Below are 17,499 nucleotides of genomic sequence, written 5' to 3'. Positions count from 1 at the left end.
ATATGGCGACAGTTTCCATTTCGGTTGTTTTAACCCATTTTAATAAAGGTCCGCTGTTACAACGGACAATTGAATCGTTACAACCTGACTTGCCTGAACTTTTAGAAATTATTGTGGCGGATGATGCCTCAACGGATCCCCATTGGGCGGATTTTTCACAACAATTAGAACAACAATATCCTAAAGTTAAAATTATTCGCAATACTGTCAATCTTGGTCCTGCCAATCGCCTGAATCAAGGCGGTCATGCAGCACAAGGCGATTATTTATTTTTTATGGATGCAGATGATGTTCTTGCGCCCCATCGCCTGAAGCAAATCGTCGACTTGATGCGAGCTGAAAATTGTGACCTATTTTATGGCAATAAAGTCAAAATTTATGATTTGGCTGACATCAATAATTATCCCCAAATGGACACGCATTGCATTGAACAACCACTCAGCTACATGATTCAGCACAATATTATGGAAATGTGTGTGATGTGTTCAAAAGCGCTGTGGCATAAATCCAATGGTTGTAATGCAAGTTTATTTATTCAAGATGAATCTTTAGCTTTAGAGTTAGGTGTGGTTGCACAAAAGTTGTTATTTACCGAAACTGCGACTGTTTTTGTGATTTTAGATGCTGAAGAAACCAAGACTAAACGGGGAAATAACCGTTTATCACAAAACCTGAATCAGCAACACCATGATATGTTTTTGACGATTTATGATTTTTTAAATACGCATCATTTGGATCAAACACAGCAAAATTTACTCAAGAAAAAAGCCCTTTCTACCTATTGGAAAAGTTTAAAATCCCGTGATCAAAAAAGCTTAAAAGAGTTTTTTTATTATGTTCTTGCCAAACGAAATCCTGAAAAATGGTGGGCAAGTCGTGCAGAAGCACTGAAAACTTATTTTGCCCAACTTGATCATGTCCGTCACCCAAATAAATGATTGTTTTAATCTCTCCCAATCTTGATCTGAGCCTTCGGTATGTCAATTCCTAAAATCATTCACCAAATTTATTTACAAGGTGAAGCCAATATTCCTGACAATATCAAAAAATCAGTGGCTGAATTGCGGCAGCGCAATCCTGATTGGGACTATCGTTTATATGATGAAACACAGATTTTGAACTACATCCAAGACCATTATGATCAAGAGACTTTAGCGACTTACCTCCTGATTGCAGAAAATTATGCTGCTGCTCGTTCTGATTTTTTCCGTTATTTACTCATGTATCAGGAAGGTGGAGTTTATCTTGATTTAAAAAGCTCGTGTGCTGTGCCTTTTAATGACATTTTACATGAAGATGATGAATTTATTATTTGTGGTTGGGAAAATGAAATCGGACAACAATATCAAGGCTATGGGATCAATAAGCATTTGAAATTTTTAAAATATGGTGAATATCAGCAATGGAATATTATTGCAAAACCACATTCGCCATTTTTAAAAGCGGTGATTGATGAAGTACGCTTTCGCATCCACGATTACACCCCGATGAAATATCACGTTGGGCGTAAAGGTGTGTTAAATACCACCGGTCCTGTGCCCTATTCGATTGCCATTGAAAACGTCATTCAAAACCAACAGCATTCATATCGCTATGAACGTTTTGCAAGTGAGTTTGGCTTGATTTATATCAATGCTGATACGACAGTGGTCAATAAAAACCACTACCGCTTGCAAATCAACCCTGTGGTTCAATTAAATACTTTCAACTATATTCTGTATAAATTGTGGTTATATGTATTACATCCAAGAAAAGCTTTTCAACAAAGAGCTTAATCACCTTTTCAAGTGATTATGCACGTTTTCCTAACTTCAAACGTAACTTCACCGCAAACATCGAGTCTTTACCACTGATTTTAATCCGTTGTAACTGCATAAAGTCAGGATTTAAACCATCAATCCCTTCTTTGGTGGTCACTGCATTGTGATAGCCTGCCTGCTTTGCCAAATCTACATCACGCTGTGAATAAATTCCAAATGGATAAGCAAAACTGTTCACGCAGGTTTGAGTCAACTGCTCAAGTTGTTGTTTTGAATCCACTAACTCTGCCAAGCAAGCTTTATCATCAAGTTTGTCTAAATTAGCATGAGTCAAAGTATGCGAACCGATTTCCATCACACCACTTTGTGCCAAAAACTGTACTTGTTCATCATTTAACTTTGCTTCACGTGCCAACTCGCCACTATTATGATGGGCTTTTTTATAGGTCGACCAATCTCGATTATGACGATCAACAACCACGTAAATCGTAGCTTTGGCTTGATATTTTTCTAAAATCGGATAGGCATTTTCAAGATTATCCAAATAACCATCATCAAAAGTAATGGCAACAGTTTTCTCAGGGTGCTGTCCCCAATTATCTTGTAATTCTTGCATGGTCACAAAATGAAAACCCTCAGCTTTCATCCAAGCCACTTGTTTCTCAAACTCAGTCGGTTTAACCCGTAATTTATTAAATTTCGCCCCATCAATATGTTCACGTACCATGTGATACATCAGTACCCGTGGACGCTTCCAATCTACAGCGGGCTTCCACCATGCATATTTCATGCTGAATGCAATCAGCAAAACCAACAGTAAAATGAGTATATAAATCACGGTGACAACCAGTTATTTTGCTAAAAGATATGTTGCCACACGATCTGCTTCTTTAAAAGTCTGTGCAGTTGGTAATCGTGACAAATGTGCCTGTGTTGCAATGAGTTTCTTTGCTACAGCCTGATCTACCGACTGTGTAATCCGATCCTCTTTCACCCGATCAATCTTAATCACACCAACTTTACAACCTGCAGTTAATGCCTCATAAATCATCGAAACACTATCTTCTGTCACCCATACAGCTTCAGCCAATTGCATTTCCTCAAAAATCCAACCTTGGGGAGTGTGCTCGACAGGAAAAATTTGCAATTTTTCTGCAAAATCATGCAACTGTAAATGTGTTAAAAACTCATTTGGGGTACGGCGTGAACTAGTCAGTATAATTTCTGCATCAGGATGACTTTGAGTAACGTTTTGCACAATATTTTGAATGGTAGTTAAAACTTTCTGCTCATTCCACTGATGCCGTTTCGATGAGCCGCCTAATGCAATCAAAATCCGATTTTGCTGATGTCGCTGCTCATTTACAATCGGATTCAGTGCACCTTGTGTCACAATGACACGATCAGATGCTTGCACTTCATCATGCTCAGGAATCACTGCAAAATCAAACCAAAAAAATGGGAAATTGGGTTTCATCAAAATTACAGTTTTGGCATTTTTATAAACTATACCCAATAATAAAACTCGAAGTTGTGTATGACTCCCTACACCCAAAATATAATCTGGTACATGTTCAACGTTCTGAACTGATTTCTTAAAAACGCCCATTACTAATGAAAAAATAGCCAATTTTTCAATCGAAATTTCTTCAAAAGTTATGTCTTTTGTAGATTGTCTTTGCATTGCCTTAAACAGTCCTATCGCTTGCGAGCGATGTCCTGCTTTACCATCACTGACATAGACAATATGCATAACACATCCTTCAATGTACTTAATCTTAAACACTCAAAATAGAAAAGGCGAAACTTAAGCTCCGCCTTTTCATCTTAACTGATCAACTTATTTTACGTAAGTTAACCAGTCTGCATATTTAGGATTTTTTCCTTGAACAGCATCAAAGTAAGCTTTTTGGATTTCAGTAGTGATTGGACCACGAACCCCTTCACCAATTTGACGATCATCATATTCACGGATTGGAGTAACTTCTGCCGCTGTACCTGTGAAGAATGCTTCATCAGCGATATAGAATTCATCACGCGTAATACGACGTTCAACCACATCGTAGCCTAAATCTTTGGCAATGGTAATGATCGTTTGACGAGTAATCCCATCCAATGCGCCACCAGCGATATCAGGCGTATGAATCACGCCATCACGTACTAAGAATACGTTTTCACCAGACCCTTGACATACATAACCTTGTGGATCTAAAAGCATTGCTTCATCATAGCCTGAGTGTGCAACTTCTTGATGCGCAAGAATAGATAAGGTGTAGTTACCTGATGCTTTGGCTTTACACATGGTCACGTTTGGATGATGGTGGGTAAATGATGAGGTTTTAACACGAATACCCTTTGCCATCGCCTCTTCACCAAGATAAGCACCCCAACTCCATGCTGCAACCACAGCATGAATTGTATTGTCTGTTGCTGCGATCCCGAGCTTTTCTGAACCAATAAAAATAATTGGACGCAAGTAGCAAGATGCTAATTTATTTTCACGAACCACATCGATTTGAGCTTGTTCTAATGCTGCTTGATCAAACGGAACTTTCATTTGATAAATTTTTGCAGAATTTAATAAACGCTTTGTGTGTTCTTTTAAGCGGAAAATAGCCGTTCCATTCGGAGTTTCGTAGGCACGGACACCCTCAAACACACCCATACTATAATGTAATGTATGTGTTAAGACGTGAGTTTTTGCTTCACGCCAGTCAACCAATTGCCCATCTTGCCAAATAAAACCATCACGATCAGCCAAATTCATGGCACACACTCCAAATTTTTACACAATTATTCACTTTCCAAAGCGAAAGTCGCTGTTGGATCAATTAATCTTTGCCACAACTTGCAAACGACCTCTCGGGTATCGTGCCAATCGGCTGCGCTCACTTGCATATTATGATTTGCAAGGGCTAAGCGATGGCTCTCGGCGCGTTCACTGAGATAAGCTTGAATCAAAGCGGATACATCGTCACTGGATAAGCAACCTGCCTTTGCGGCATCCTCAAGAATTCTAACATTGTCGGAATAATGGGCGAGATCAGGATTCGTCCCACTCCAGGCTAACACTACATACTGTGCCATAAATTCTATATCAACGATACCACCTGCGTCTTGTTTTAAGTGAAAAATTCCATCTTTTTTCTGCTCTTTAGAAGAACCGAGATGATCTTTCATTTTTTGACGCATGTTTAATACTTCTTGGCGAACAGATTGCTCTTCTCTAGGTAAAGTTAGAATCTTACATCGTAACTCTTCAAACTTTGCTCGTAGTGTGGTTTCACCTGCAATGGAACGGGCACGTACAATCGCTTGATGCTCCCACACCCACGCACTTTTGAGTTGATATTGTTCAAATGCTTTTAAGCTTGTAACCAGTAATCCTGCCTCACCTGAAGGTCGTAGACGTGTATCTACTTCATAAACCCGTCCATCTAAAGTTTGCGTGGTCATCAGTGACATAAACTTTTGTGCTACACGCATGGCAAACTCAAAACCGCTAATGACTTTTTGACCATCAGTATCGGCTTGTTCATCCATATAGTGAATAAAAACCAAATCTAAATCAGAGCCATAACCTAGTTCTATTCCGCCCACTTTGCCATAACCGATAACGGCAAAAGCAATATGTTGCAGTGAACAACGTTGCCCTTCTGCATCCAAAGGATAGCCATGTCGTTTTGCCACCATTTGATAGGCTAAATGTAAAGTAGCAGTGACAGAAACCTCCGCAATATCAGTCAATGCATCCGATACTTTCATGAGAGGACTTTCAGCAAGTACATCACTCGCTGCAACGGTTAACACATTGGATTTTTTAAATAGACGTAGTACCCGCATTTGATCTTCGACTTGATCAATTTCAATGCGTAATAATTGTTGGCGAAGCGAATCTTCCAAATCTTTACGTTTGGGCAATTCAAAATCCATCGATAGAAATTCATCTAGCAATACAGGATAATGGGTAAGTTCCTCACAAATCCATGGACTGACTGTTGCCATTTTGACTAGACGCTGCAATGCCCCTTTACTTTCAATCAACATTACCAGATAGACAGTACGGCGCATCACCGATTCCACCAGTGGCATTAAGCGCACCAATGCCATTTGTGGTTGATCTGACTGTAAAACTGCTTCAATCAAATGTGGCCAAAATTCTTTTAAACGTTGCACCGCTTTGGCAGGCAATTTTTTAATGGCATGCCCATACCAAAATTCATGAATTAAATTTTTAGCATGCTCATCAAGCAGATCATCCAGTTGTTGTTCTAGTTGGCTAAAGTTTTCTGCAGGAGAGTCACATCCTTTTTCTTTAATTAAATGCTCAAACTGATAAATGACTTTACTGCGTTTTTCATTTAAGACATCGAGAAACTGCTCCCATGTGGCAAAACTCAAGGTTTCAATAATCCGATTACGCAAATCTTTTTCTGTCGGTAAAGACTGTGTTTGTTGATCATTTAAAGCTTGAATAGCATGCTCTAAACGACGTAAAAATAAATATGCATCTTCTAAATCAATCACGGCTTGCTCATCAAGCAAACCAACTTCACCTAAGTGCTGCAAACTTACCAAACATTGACGGTCTTGTAGCTCTAATTTTGAACCCCCATAAATCAACTGAAAAACTTGAACAATAAACTCAACTTCACGAATTCCCCCTGCACCCAGTTTTATATCATCTGAAATATTACGACGTGCCACTTCCCTTTCGATCATGGCTTTCATTTCACGCATTGCTTCAAAAGCAGTGTAGTCGACATATTTACGGAACACGAAAGGACGGGTCATTTCTAATAAATCATCACCTTCTTTTCCGCCAGAAACAACCCGTGCCTTAATCCATGCATAGCGCTCCCATTCACGTCCATGTTGACTAAGATATTTTTCTAAGGCGATATGACTAATAGCAAGTGCGGAGCCATCCCCCCAAGGACGCAAACGCATATCGACACGAAACACAAAACCATCTGCGGTAATATGTTCCAGTAAATAAATAAGTTTTTGTCCCCACAAAATACAGAATTGTTGTACATCTATACACTTACGACCATTGGTTTCACCTTGTTCATCAAAGGCAAATATTAGATCAATATCACTTGATAAATTCAGCTCTTGTGCACCTAACTTCCCCATGGCTATCACAATTAAGTCTTGTACTTTGCCATTGTAGCCCACTGGTTCACCATGTTTAGCAAGCAAGGGAACACGAGCAAATTCCTTCGCCGCATTAATACTGGCATCAGCAAAATCAGATAATTCTTGGGTCAATGTCACCACATTGGTCAACTGATTAGCATCTTGCCAAATCCAGCGAAACATTAAACGTGCACGTAAAATCCGAATGGCTTTCATCCATTGGATTTCATCTGCAAGATTAGCCAAAGTTTCTTGTACGAGTTGATGAATCTTTTCCGTTGTAAGCGAATACTGAAACTGATCTACAGCATAGTCTTGTTCTAAAAAAGTTGAATGTAAACTTAATACTTGTTCTGCATACTGACTTGCACGTAAGGTTTTTTGCAACTGCTCAGCGTTCATCGGAAAAGAGCCTATACTTTGAATTCACTTTATATTTATATCAGGTACACACAAGTTTAGGGGGCAATATTTTAATTATTATTCCGCTTAGAGTCACTTTGAAAAAAAATTTCTCGTTAAATCAAGAGAAACTCTGCTTAGGCTTTTTTAATGTACCAGAGGATTCATTTCTTGTGTTGCTCGTTGCTCGACATGCTCTGTTACCAGTGCTTGATGATTTTTAGCTTCAGGCAATATAACTTTAAATGTTGTGCCTTCTCCCATTTTTGAACTGACTGAGATCGTCCCTTGGTTTAAATCAACGAAACGTTTACATAATACCAAACCTAAGCCTGTCCCTTTTTCACCCGCAGTCCCTTTAAAACTGGCATTTATTTCAGGTTCAAAAATGCTCTGCATCTGGGCTTCTGTCATTCCCAAACCTGTGTCCTGAACCAGAATCTCCACCCCTTGACTTATGGATCTTGCCGACATGCGTACATGTCCTGTACCGTCAACATGGGTAAATTTAAGCGCGTTCGACACAAGATTCTGTAATACCGAAGTAATCATATTGATATCCCCACAGACTTTTAGCTCTTCTGGAATATCATCGATTAGGCGAATATTTTTATTAATCGCAAGGCTATTTAAAACATCAAATACAATTTTAGAACTTTGTTTAAGTTTAAAATTAATCGGATGATAGACAAAACGTCCACCTTCTGCCATTGCCCAATTCAGTAGGTTTTCCAATAAATTATAAGTCGATTGAGCTGTATCATATAAATATTCTGCAATATTTTTTACGCTAGCATCATCTAAACTATCACGCTCTTGCGACAAAACCTCTGAAAACCCGAGTAAACCATGAAATGGTGCTCTTAGATCATGCGCAATAATTTGGAAAAATTTAGTTTTACTAAAGTTTAATGCCAATTGTTGTTCATAGCTTTCTTTTAATTCTTGATATTCTGCATGTGTTTCAATGGCTTTAATCAAACCTTGAATAATATCTTGTACAAATGTATAACTTTCTCGGTCTAATTCAACATCCTTATCATCAAAAAAAGTGACATGCCCAAATGAAGTATGTTCATCTTTTCTTAAATCAAAACAAACAATGCGTTGATGATCTACCCCAATCTTAACGATATGCTGTGAAAATTTTGCATAATTTTCATGAGATGAGTCTATTATTTTTTGATTATTAAAATAAAAATGTAGGTTTGCTTCTGGGCTGGCTTGAAAAGCTTTAAATTCATTCTGAGTGGAATACCAAACATAAGGTTCATCCACGAAAGAAATCACCGCTTTTTCAATATTTAATAATTTTCTTGAAATGCGTAAAAATCGCTCAACAGAGTTTTGTGGATTTAATACTCCAAGCAATAACGATAATTTACATGCGCTCAGTTTATCTGTCTGCCCCATTTCTAAGAGTTTTAGTCTCATGGCTGCCTCATTATTTTTAAAAATGGCTAAAATACAACTCTTAACGCTTTACATAATTTTACGCTTTATAATATAGCAACAATAATTAGGAAATTATATAGCCATTTATCTATAATCATTTTGATTAAAAATAAAGCTTAATTCAATAAAAAACTTTTAATTAAAAATTATCATATTTAAAAACAAAACATTAAATATAATGAGTTAAATTTTTAAAAGCTTTAATTTGATCTATTTTTCTTATATTTACATGATATAAACTTGATATATTTATCAATAAGTCATTTATTTTTGCATCTTGTTCAATAAAATCTTCAAGTTTGTGATGCTGTTTTTATTTTATTGAAAGTGAGTATGAATAACTTGTGAAGTTTTTAGCTGCTTTTAATAATACTTGTAACTTACACGATATGACCATCACACTAAGTTATTTTGCTTATCTTAATTGATTATGTTTTAGCAAATTTGTCTATATTCACATCATTATCCGTTCTGCAGCTTTAAATATATCTTTAGAATAATAAATAGCACATGCTTTAAGAATAACTATAGCAAAAATTCTTGACTATTTTAAAAATTTAAATTCCAAATAATAACTTAGCTTTGAGTTAAGCTTTAATAAACAAAAGCTGCTATACTATTATATAGTAATTTTAGTTTTATAAATTGGTGCATCTGTGTTCTTTGATGAGAACAGATCAAGTTTTAACACGAATCTGTCTTACAAGATAAAAATAAGAAATACCTATTGCTTGTACAGCATTCAATTTAAAACCTCAAAATCATCACTTATTTATTCGCTTATCTTGTTATATTTGTTAGAAACTGAAGACTTTTTCAATTTTGAAACAAATATGGTAGATCACGCAATAGATTAGTCATGCAAGCAGAGTATCATTTTCTAGCGAAATGTCGTTATCACTAGATATTACATTGACTGAAATGCAAGGAACATTGATACTTTCAATGTTTTTATTTAAGCAAATCGGTTCGTAGGGACTGAACCACAAGTTTAGTCCTCAAAAACATAATCCAAAGCAAGGGGCTATATATGGCTGGTGGAAAGTCAACTATCATTTACACACTGACCGATGAGGCGCCGTTATTGGCGACTTATTCACTACTGCCGATCATTGAGACCTTTACTAAGCCCGCTGGCGTAGAAATCGTTAAAACCGATATTTCTGTCGCTGCACGTGTGCTTGCAGAATTTACAGACTACCTCAGCGATGAACAAAAGGTTCCAAACAACCTAGCAGAATTAGGTCGTCTTACTCAAGATCCTGATACGAATATCATTAAACTTCCGAATATTAGTGCATCTGTTGCCCAATTAACAGCATGTATCAAAGAGCTTCAAGCTAAAGGTTTTGCGATTCCTGATTATCCAGAAAATCCAACCACTGAAGCAGAAAAGGAAATCAAAGCACGTTATAGTAAATGTTTAGGTTCTGCTGTAAATCCAGTATTGCGTGAAGGTAACTCTGACCGTCGTGCGCCAACAGCAGTTAAAAACTATGCAAAAAAACACCCACACTCTATGGGTGAATGGAAACAGTGGTCACAAACTCATGTTTCACACATGGATCATGGTGACTTCTATCATGGCGAAAAGTCGATGACTTTAGACCGTGCACGCAACGTAAAAATGGAATTGGTTACAAAGAATGGTGAAACCATCGTTCTTAAGCCAAAAGTTGCACTGCAAGACGGTGAAATTATTGATTCTATGTTCATGAGCAAGAAAGCACTTTGTGATTTCTATGAAAAAGAATTAGATGATTGTAAAGAAGCAGGCATTTTGTTCTCTTTGCATGTGAAAGCAACCATGATGAAAGTTTCACATCCGATCGTTTTCGGTCACTGTGTGAAAATTTACTATAAAGAAGCTTTTGAAAAACATGCCAAATTGTTTGATGAGCTGGGTATTAACGTAAACAATGGTATGGCAGGTCTTTATGAAAAGATCGAAACTTTACCAACCTCTTTACGTGAAGAAATCATCGAAGATTTACACGCATGCCAAGAACACCGCCCTGCACTTGCAATGGTGGATTCTGCAAAAGGTATCACCAACTTCCACTCACCAAATGACGTAATTGTTGATGCTTCTATGCCTGCAATGATCCGTGGTGGCGGTAAAATGTGGGGTGCTGATGGCAAACCTTATGACTGTAAAGCTGTAATGCCTGAGTCAACATTTGCACGTATTTACCAAGAAATGATCAATTTCTGCAAATGGAATGGTAATTTTGACCCACGTACCATGGGTACTGTGCCAAACGTTGGTTTAATGGCGCAAAAAGCGGAAGAATACGGTTCACACGACAAAACGTTTGAAATCACCGAAGCTGGCGTGGCAAACATTACTGACCTTGAAACAGGTGAAGTATTGATGTCGCAAAATGTGGAAGAAGGTGATATCTGGCGTATGTGTCAGGTGAAAGATGCACCGATCCGTGACTGGGTAAAACTTGCTGTAACGCGTGCGCGTAACTCTGGTATGCCCGCAATCTTCTGGTTAGACCCATACCGTCCACATGAGAATGAACTCATCAAAAAAGTTCAAACTTATTTAAAAGACCATGATACTACAGGCTTAGATATCCAAATCATGTCACAAGTCCGTGCGATGCGTTATACGCTTGAACGTGTAGCACGTGGTTTAGATACGATTTCTGTAACGGGTAACATTTTACGTGACTATTTAACAGACTTGTTCCCGATCATGGAGCTTGGTACTTCTGCGAAAATGCTCTCTATCGTGCCGTTAATGGCGGGCGGTGGTATGTACGAAACTGGTGCTGGTGGTTCTGCGCCAAAACACGTACAACAACTTGTTGAAGAAAACCACTTACGTTGGGATTCTCTAGGTGAATTCTTAGCACTTGCTGCTTCTTTAGAAGAAATGGGCATTAAAGAAGACAATCCACGTGCAAAATTGCTTGCTAAAACCTTAGATGAAGCAACAGATAAATTGCTTGACGATGATAAGTCACCTTCACGCCGTACAGGTGAGTTGGACAACCGTGGTAGCCACTTCTATCTATCTAAATTCTGGGCTGAAGCACTTGCAGCACAAGATGAAGATGCAGACTTAAAAGCAAAATTTGCGCCTCTTGCAAAAGCACTTGCTGAAAATGAAGAGAAAATTATTGCAGAGCTTGCACAAGTTCAAGGTCAAGCTGCGGATATCGGTGGTTACTATGCCGTTGATCCTACAAAAGTAAGTGCAGTAATGCGTCCAAGTGCAACATTTAATGCAGCACTTGAAGCAGCCAAATAAGTCTATACCCCACTAAATCATAGAGTGGTGTAAAAGAAAACCGATGCAATTGCATCGGTTTTTTATTGCTCAATTTCAATATAAAAATTAAATAACCTAACTTCGAAGTAGAATTTCACCCAAAATTTGATACGCAGAAACGGCCTTCGCAACTGTTTGAGCAGGATAATTATCGCAAGATAATGTTTCTGCGATCATTTTAAAAAATTTCGGTCTTCTGCGAGTTTTGCCAAGGACAATGGTTTTGGTTGCTTTTGTCGAAACAAAAGTAACTCGAACCGAAGGTTAATCCTGAAATATAAATAAAATCGATAAGACTCCGTTGTGATTTTTCCTTATCTATATGAAATTATAAAATATTTCATCGAACTCACGTTAAACAGATGTTTTTTCAATCAGCATGGCATCACCATAACTAAAAAAGCGATATTTATTTTCTACCGCATGTTGATATGCTTTCAAAATATTTTCTTTGCTCGACAATGCTGAAACTAGCATAAGCAAAGTAGATTCAGGCAAATGAAAATTGGTAATTAAACGATCCACAACACAGAACGGATAACCTGGATAGATAAAAATTTGGGTGTCCCCTGTCCATGCACCGATCTTTCCACCACACGCTTGTGCTGCACTTTCCACTGCTCGTGTTGCCGTTGTTCCAATGGCAATCACTTTATTGCCATGTGCTTGGGTTTCCTGAATCATTTGTGCGGCAGTTTCCGATACTTCACACCATTCACTGTGCATAATATGATTTTCAATATCCGTCGTACGCACAGGCAAAAATGTACCTGCACCGACATGCAAGGTCACAAAGGTTTTATTCACTCCTTTTTGTGCAAGTTTTGCCAAAAGATCTTCATCGAAATGCAAACTCGCTGTTGGCGCAGCAACACTAGCAAGCTTGGTCGGATCATTAAATACCGTCTGATAACGCTCTGTGTCGATCGCTTCCGCCTCACGATTAAAATATGGTGGAATTGGAAGCTGACCATAAGCATCCAAAACTTGTAAAATCGGTTGCGAAAACTCAACTACAAATAAATTTTCATGGCGACCTGTCACAGTGACTTTCACTTCATCTGAACCCATAAATAATTCTGCACCTGCCTTAGGTGAATTACTGGCTTTAATATGACAATGTGCAATGGTTTGATCGAAAATACGCTCCACCAAAACTTCAACCGCACCGCCTGTTGCACGCTTGCCTTTTAAGCGCGCTTTCATCACCTTCGTGTCATTTAACACCATTAAGTCACCTGCTTCAAACAGATCTAGAATGTCTGTGAAATGGTGATCTTGATAACTGCCATCTGCATTTAAATGTAATAAACGTGAAGCACTGCGAGCTTCCAAAGGATAACGAGCGATCAGCTCATCAGGGAGATCAAAATTAAAGTCAGAAAGTTGCATAAAACACAAACGATTAGAAATAAAACTCGGTGTAGTATAGTCTTTTTTGTGCTTGATCGTAGAAATTGCCGATTTTTAATCGAAAAAAATTACATATGAATTAAAAATAAACAAATGTAAAAATTCTTAATTGACAATGAGCTGAAAAACGCTATTATAGCCACACAACCTCTCCCGAGGTGGTGAAATTGGTAGACGCGGTGGACTCAAAATCCACTGTCAGCGATGACGTGTCGGTTCGAGTCCGACCCTCGGGACCATATAAAATAAAAGCCTTCAAGCACATTAAGCCTTGAAGGCTTTTTTATTATTTACAATTATATCAATGATTTAAATTACAAGAATACTTTATCCTAAAAATAACTAAGATTATTGATTTGCAAGCTTATGTCTTCCATTCATTTTCAATTCATATTTAGTCTTTAACATGACTAGCAATTCACCATCAAAACATGGGAAAATAACCACCTTTTGCAGCAAATCAATCAGCGAACTGTTTTTTCGCCAGATTTAGGTCATTTATGAAGTTTGAAAAATTAGGTCAGTCGGGGCGTGCCCGTCGTGGTCGTTTAACCTTAGCGCATGGCGTGGTTGAAACGCCTGTATTCATGCCTGTTGGTACGTATGGAACGGTTAAAGGCATGTTGCCGCGTGATATTGAAGAAATTCAAGCACAAATTATTTTAGGCAATACCTTCCATTTATACTTACGTCCAGGTCTTGAAGTGATTCAAGAACATGGCGGTTTGCATGAGTTTATTAAATGGGATAAACCTATTTTAACCGACTCTGGTGGCTTCCAAGTTTTTAGCTTAGGTGCGATGCGTAAAATCAAAGAAGAGGGTGTCACCTTTCGCTCCCCGATTGATGGTTCAAAAGTATTTTTATCTCCTGAAATTTCTATGGAAATTCAAAAAACTTTAAACTCAGATATCGTCATGATTTTTGATGAATGTACGCCTTATCCTGCAACGCATCAAGAAGCGCAAAAATCATTGCAGCTTTCATTACGCTGGGCAAAACGTTGTAAAACACATCATCATGATGTCTTAAAAAATAAAAATGCACTGTTTGGAATTATCCAAGGTGGTATGTATGAAGACTTACGAGATGAGTCTTTAAATGGCTTAAAAGAAATTGATTTTGATGGTTTTGCCATTGGTGGTTTATCTGTCGGTGAACCTAAAGAAGAAATGATCAAGGTTTTGGATTATCTGCCTGCAAAAATGCCAGAAGATAAACCCCGTTATTTGATGGGTGTGGGTAAACCAGAAGACATCGTTGAAGCAATCCGTCGTGGTGTCGATATGTTTGATTGTGTGATGCCCACCCGTAATGCACGAAATGGTCATTATTTCGTGACTGATGGTTTAGTGCGTATTCGTAATGCGAAGTATCGTCATGATCAAAGTCCGCTTGATCCACATTGTGATTGTTATACGTGTAAAAACTTTACCCGTGCCTATTTATTCCATTTAGAAAAATGTGGCGAAATGTTAGGTTCAATGCTTGGAACGATCCACAATTTGCGTTATTACCAACGTTTTACCCAAGATATTCGTGATGCTTTAGACAATGGTACCTTTGATGATTTCGTCGCAGACTTTTATCAACGCCGTGGTTTAGATGTCCCACATTGCCCAGTCGACTAAATCTTAAAATGATGATGCATATTTCATGCAGCAAGATTTGCGCTGAACCACAAGACCATGTAAATTGCAGAACAAGTCAGTTTAAATGTCATGTTTTTGACACCAGTTATTTAACTTTAGGAAACTAAAATGAGTTTATTTATTTCTGCTGCTCATGCAGCTGATGCGCCTGCACAAGGTCCCAGTATGATGGCTAACTTATTGATGATTGCTGTTTTTGTTGCAATCTTCTATTTCCTCATCTGGCGTCCTCAAGCAAAACGCGCCAAAGAACATCGTGCACTGATCGACAGCTTAGGTGTAGGCAGTGAGGTAGTTTTTGCAGGTGGCTTAATGGGTCGTGTGACAAAAATTGACGGTGACTTTGCAGTAATTGAACTCAACCGTGGTAATGAAGTAAAAATCCAGCGTGCAAGTGTTATTTCAGTACTTCCTGAAGGCACATTAAATAACCTTTAATCATAAAGTAGTCGTGCCACGCACGACTTTTTAATTTTAAGAAGAAAGCGAATGCGTTACCCTGCATGGAAATATTTACTGATCCTGGTTGTCCTTGTGGTCAGTACATTATATGCCCTGCCAAGTTTGTATCCTGATGAACCTGCTGTTCAGATCTCTGGTGCCAAGGCTGGTACGCAGATTGATCAGTCTGTCATACAAAAAGCAGAGCAAATATTAAAGAGTGACAATATTGCCACTCATGACAATACTTTTACCAACAATGCCGCATTGTTGCGTGTAAGTTCATCTGATGCCCAGCTCAAAGCCCAAGAAGCTTTGCGTAAAGGTTTAGGGGATGAATATGTTGTTGCGCTGAACCTTGCACCAACCACACCAGAATGGCTACAGAAAATTGGTGCTAAACCAATGAAACTCGGTCTAGACTTACGTGGTGGTGTTCATTTTCTACTTGAAGTAGATATGGATAAAGCAATTGCACAACGTATGGAAACCTCTGCAACCGATTTACGTCGTGATTTACGTGAGCAAAAAATTAAATTTAATAGCTTAACGTTAAATAACAACACACTTACTTTGTTATTTGCCAATAATGATGATCGTGCTGCTGCGATGGATTTCTTACGTCGTGATGGTAATAAGTACAATCAACAAGCGCTTGCAACAGAAACTGGTTCTACCTTAAAACTCACCTATAACGATACGACCAAACAAGAAATTCAGTCTTATGCCTTAGACCAAAACTTAACGACTTTGCGTAATCGTATTAATGAGTTAGGTGTAGCTGAAGCCTTAGTACAAAGTCAAGGTAGCAACCGTATCGTGGTTGAATTACCGGGTGTGCAAGATACTGCTGAAGCAAAACGTGTCTTAGGCCGTACTGCAAACTTAGAGTTCCGTTTGGTGTCTGATTTAAATGATCAATACGTCATTCCAAATGGTGCATCTAACGGCCAAGCTGTTCCACCGGGCACAGAATTATTTGCTTATGAGTCTTTAGACAGCGGCAAAGAGTTACTCTTGAACCGTAACCGTATCTTAACCGGTGAACGTGTTCAAAATGCGTCAAGTGGTTTTAGCCAAGATACTGGCGGTGCTGAAGTAAACATTACTTTGGATAATGCTGGCGGTAAGCTCATGGCAGACGCAACACGTAATGCTGTTGGCAAACGTATGGCAGTATTATTTATTGAAAATAAGCAAAAAATTGAATTTATCACAGACCCAACAACTGGGGTACAAACTGAAGTACGCACCCCATTTACTGAGTCTGTCGTCATTAATGCAGCCACCATTCAAGCAGTACTTGGCTCACAGTTCCGTATCACTGGTTTAGACTCTCCACAAGAAGCAGCTGAACTTGCGCTAATGCTTCGTGCAGGTGCTTTGGCTGCGCCAATGTACTTTGTGGAAGAACGTGTGGTTGGTCCAAGTCTTGGTCAAGAAAATATCGATAAAGGTGTACTTTCTACCCAAGTCGGTTTCATCCTTGTTGCCATTTGGATGGTGGTATTCTTCCGTGTATTTGGTGTGATTGCTGACTTAGCGTTAGTGATTAACCTTGCCATGCTATTAACTGTCATGTCTTGGATTGGCGCCTCCCTTACCCTACCTGGGATTGCAGGGATCGTAATCACGATCGGTATGGCAGTCGATGCTAACGTACTAATCTGTGAACGAATACGAGAAGAAATGCGGTGGGGTGCCTCCCCGAAACAGGCGATTGTGGCAGGTTATGATCGAGCATATAACACCATTTTTGACTCGAACTTAACCACTTTCTTGGTTGCTTTTATCTTGTTTGCGATTGGTACAGGTCCGATTAAAGGCTTTGCTGTCACCTTGATGATTGGTATCGTTTGCTCGATGTTTACTGCGATTACAGTAACACGTGCAATTGTCCAAATCATTTATGGTAAAAAACGCAACTTGAAAAAGTTGAGCATATAGG

General features: G+C 38.6%; 12 protein-coding genes and 1 tRNA gene. 7 read left to right on the top strand and 6 right to left on the bottom strand.

Annotated elements, in window-relative coordinates; translation table 11 throughout:
- Positions 1-2 precede the first annotated feature (2 nt).
- The gene (locus tag DJ533_RS05580; protein WP_065994305.1) at positions 3-938 is read left to right on the top strand and encodes a glycosyltransferase family 2 protein; all 936 of its coding nucleotides are present in this window, start codon (positions 3-5) and stop codon (positions 936-938) included.
- Between the two features lie 39 nt (positions 939-977).
- Positions 978-1,775, top strand: a complete 798-nt coding sequence (locus DJ533_RS05575; RefSeq protein ID WP_065994304.1) for a glycosyltransferase family 32 protein — start codon at positions 978-980, stop codon at positions 1,773-1,775.
- 16 nt (positions 1,776-1,791) lie between these two features.
- Here the strand turns inward: DJ533_RS05575 and DJ533_RS05570 are convergent, their stop codons facing one another.
- The 5 genes from DJ533_RS05570 to DJ533_RS05550 form a co-directional block, all read right to left on the bottom strand.
- The gene (locus tag DJ533_RS05570) at positions 1,792-2,598 is read right to left on the bottom strand and encodes a polysaccharide deacetylase family protein (protein WP_065994303.1); all 807 of its coding nucleotides are present in this window, start codon (positions 2,596-2,598) and stop codon (positions 1,792-1,794) included.
- A 12-nt stretch (positions 2,599-2,610) separates the two neighbouring features.
- On the bottom strand, positions 2,611-3,513 hold the full coding sequence (locus tag DJ533_RS05565; protein WP_065994302.1) for an ELM1/GtrOC1 family putative glycosyltransferase: 903 nt from the start codon (positions 3,511-3,513) through the stop codon (positions 2,611-2,613).
- A gap of 87 nt (positions 3,514-3,600) precedes the next feature.
- Positions 3,601-4,527: a branched-chain amino acid transaminase gene (locus DJ533_RS05560; RefSeq protein ID WP_065994301.1), complete on the bottom strand. Its 927-nt coding sequence runs from the start codon at positions 4,525-4,527 to the stop codon at positions 3,601-3,603.
- 26 nt (positions 4,528-4,553) lie between these two features.
- A complete protein-coding gene (gene glnE / locus DJ533_RS05555) occupies positions 4,554-7,304 on the bottom strand; it encodes a bifunctional [glutamate--ammonia ligase]-adenylyl-L-tyrosine phosphorylase/[glutamate--ammonia-ligase] adenylyltransferase (RefSeq protein ID WP_065994300.1) in 2,751 nt (916 codons plus the stop codon).
- A gap of 147 nt (positions 7,305-7,451) precedes the next feature.
- A complete protein-coding gene (locus tag DJ533_RS05550; RefSeq protein ID WP_065994299.1) occupies positions 7,452-8,738 on the bottom strand; it encodes a sensor histidine kinase in 1,287 nt (428 codons plus the stop codon).
- Between the two features lie 1,051 nt (positions 8,739-9,789).
- On the opposite strand from DJ533_RS05550, the gene DJ533_RS05545 reads away from it, so the two are divergent.
- Positions 9,790-12,024, top strand: a complete 2,235-nt coding sequence (locus DJ533_RS05545) for an NADP-dependent isocitrate dehydrogenase (RefSeq protein WP_065994298.1) — start codon at positions 9,790-9,792, stop codon at positions 12,022-12,024.
- A gap of 375 nt (positions 12,025-12,399) precedes the next feature.
- On the opposite strand, the gene queA is transcribed toward DJ533_RS05545, so the two are convergent.
- On the bottom strand, positions 12,400-13,437 hold the full coding sequence (gene queA, locus DJ533_RS05540) for a tRNA preQ1(34) S-adenosylmethionine ribosyltransferase-isomerase QueA (protein ID WP_065994297.1): 1,038 nt from the start codon (positions 13,435-13,437) through the stop codon (positions 12,400-12,402).
- Positions 13,438-13,610: 173 nt separating this feature from the next.
- Between queA and DJ533_RS05535 the strand changes: the two genes are divergently transcribed.
- The 4 genes from DJ533_RS05535 to secD all read left to right on the top strand — a co-directional run bounded on the left by DJ533_RS05535 (position 13,611) and on the right by secD (position 17,498).
- Positions 13,611-13,697: transfer RNA gene (locus DJ533_RS05535), tRNA-Leu, on the top strand.
- Positions 13,698-13,958: 261 nt separating this feature from the next.
- Positions 13,959-15,089, top strand: a complete 1,131-nt coding sequence (gene tgt / locus DJ533_RS05530) for a tRNA guanosine(34) transglycosylase Tgt (RefSeq protein WP_065994296.1) — start codon at positions 13,959-13,961, stop codon at positions 15,087-15,089.
- Positions 15,090-15,218: 129 nt separating this feature from the next.
- Complete coding sequence (gene yajC, locus DJ533_RS05525; protein ID WP_065994295.1) at positions 15,219-15,548, top strand: preprotein translocase subunit YajC; 330 nt, start codon at positions 15,219-15,221, stop codon at positions 15,546-15,548.
- A 51-nt stretch (positions 15,549-15,599) separates the two neighbouring features.
- On the top strand, positions 15,600-17,498 hold the full coding sequence (secD, locus tag DJ533_RS05520) for a protein translocase subunit SecD (RefSeq protein WP_065994294.1): 1,899 nt from the start codon (positions 15,600-15,602) through the stop codon (positions 17,496-17,498).
- Position 17,499 lies beyond the last annotated feature (1 nt).

Source organism: Acinetobacter defluvii (assembly GCF_001704615.3).
GTDB classification, from domain to species: Bacteria; Pseudomonadota; Gammaproteobacteria; order Pseudomonadales; family Moraxellaceae; genus Acinetobacter; species Acinetobacter defluvii.
The sequence above is the reverse complement of the archived record's forward strand: the minus strand, read 5'-3'. Positions and strand labels throughout refer to the sequence as shown.

Bases quoted from the DNA above. Each gene is read 5' to 3' on its own strand.
- glnE (WP_065994300.1), bottom strand. From the start codon at position 7,304: ATGAACGCTGAGCAGTTGCAAAAAACCTTACGTGCAAGTCAGTATGCA.
- yajC (WP_065994295.1), top strand. From the start codon at position 15,219: ATGAGTTTATTTATTTCTGCTGCTCATGCAGCTGATGCGCCTGCACAA.
- queA (WP_065994297.1), bottom strand. From the start codon at position 13,437: ATGCAACTTTCTGACTTTAATTTTGATCTCCCTGATGAGCTGATCGCT.
- DJ533_RS05575 (WP_065994304.1), top strand. From the start codon at position 978: ATGTCAATTCCTAAAATCATTCACCAAATTTATTTACAAGGTGAAGCC.
- DJ533_RS05580 (WP_065994305.1), top strand. From the start codon at position 3: ATGGCGACAGTTTCCATTTCGGTTGTTTTAACCCATTTTAATAAAGGT.
- DJ533_RS05550 (WP_065994299.1), bottom strand. From the start codon at position 8,738: ATGAGACTAAAACTCTTAGAAATGGGGCAGACAGATAAACTGAGCGCA.
- DJ533_RS05545 (WP_065994298.1), top strand. From the start codon at position 9,790: ATGGCTGGTGGAAAGTCAACTATCATTTACACACTGACCGATGAGGCG.
- DJ533_RS05565 (WP_065994302.1), bottom strand. From the start codon at position 3,513: ATGCATATTGTCTATGTCAGTGATGGTAAAGCAGGACATCGCTCGCAA.
- tgt (WP_065994296.1), top strand. From the start codon at position 13,959: ATGAAGTTTGAAAAATTAGGTCAGTCGGGGCGTGCCCGTCGTGGTCGT.
- secD (WP_065994294.1), top strand. From the start codon at position 15,600: ATGCGTTACCCTGCATGGAAATATTTACTGATCCTGGTTGTCCTTGTG.
- DJ533_RS05560 (WP_065994301.1), bottom strand. From the start codon at position 4,527: ATGAATTTGGCTGATCGTGATGGTTTTATTTGGCAAGATGGGCAATTG.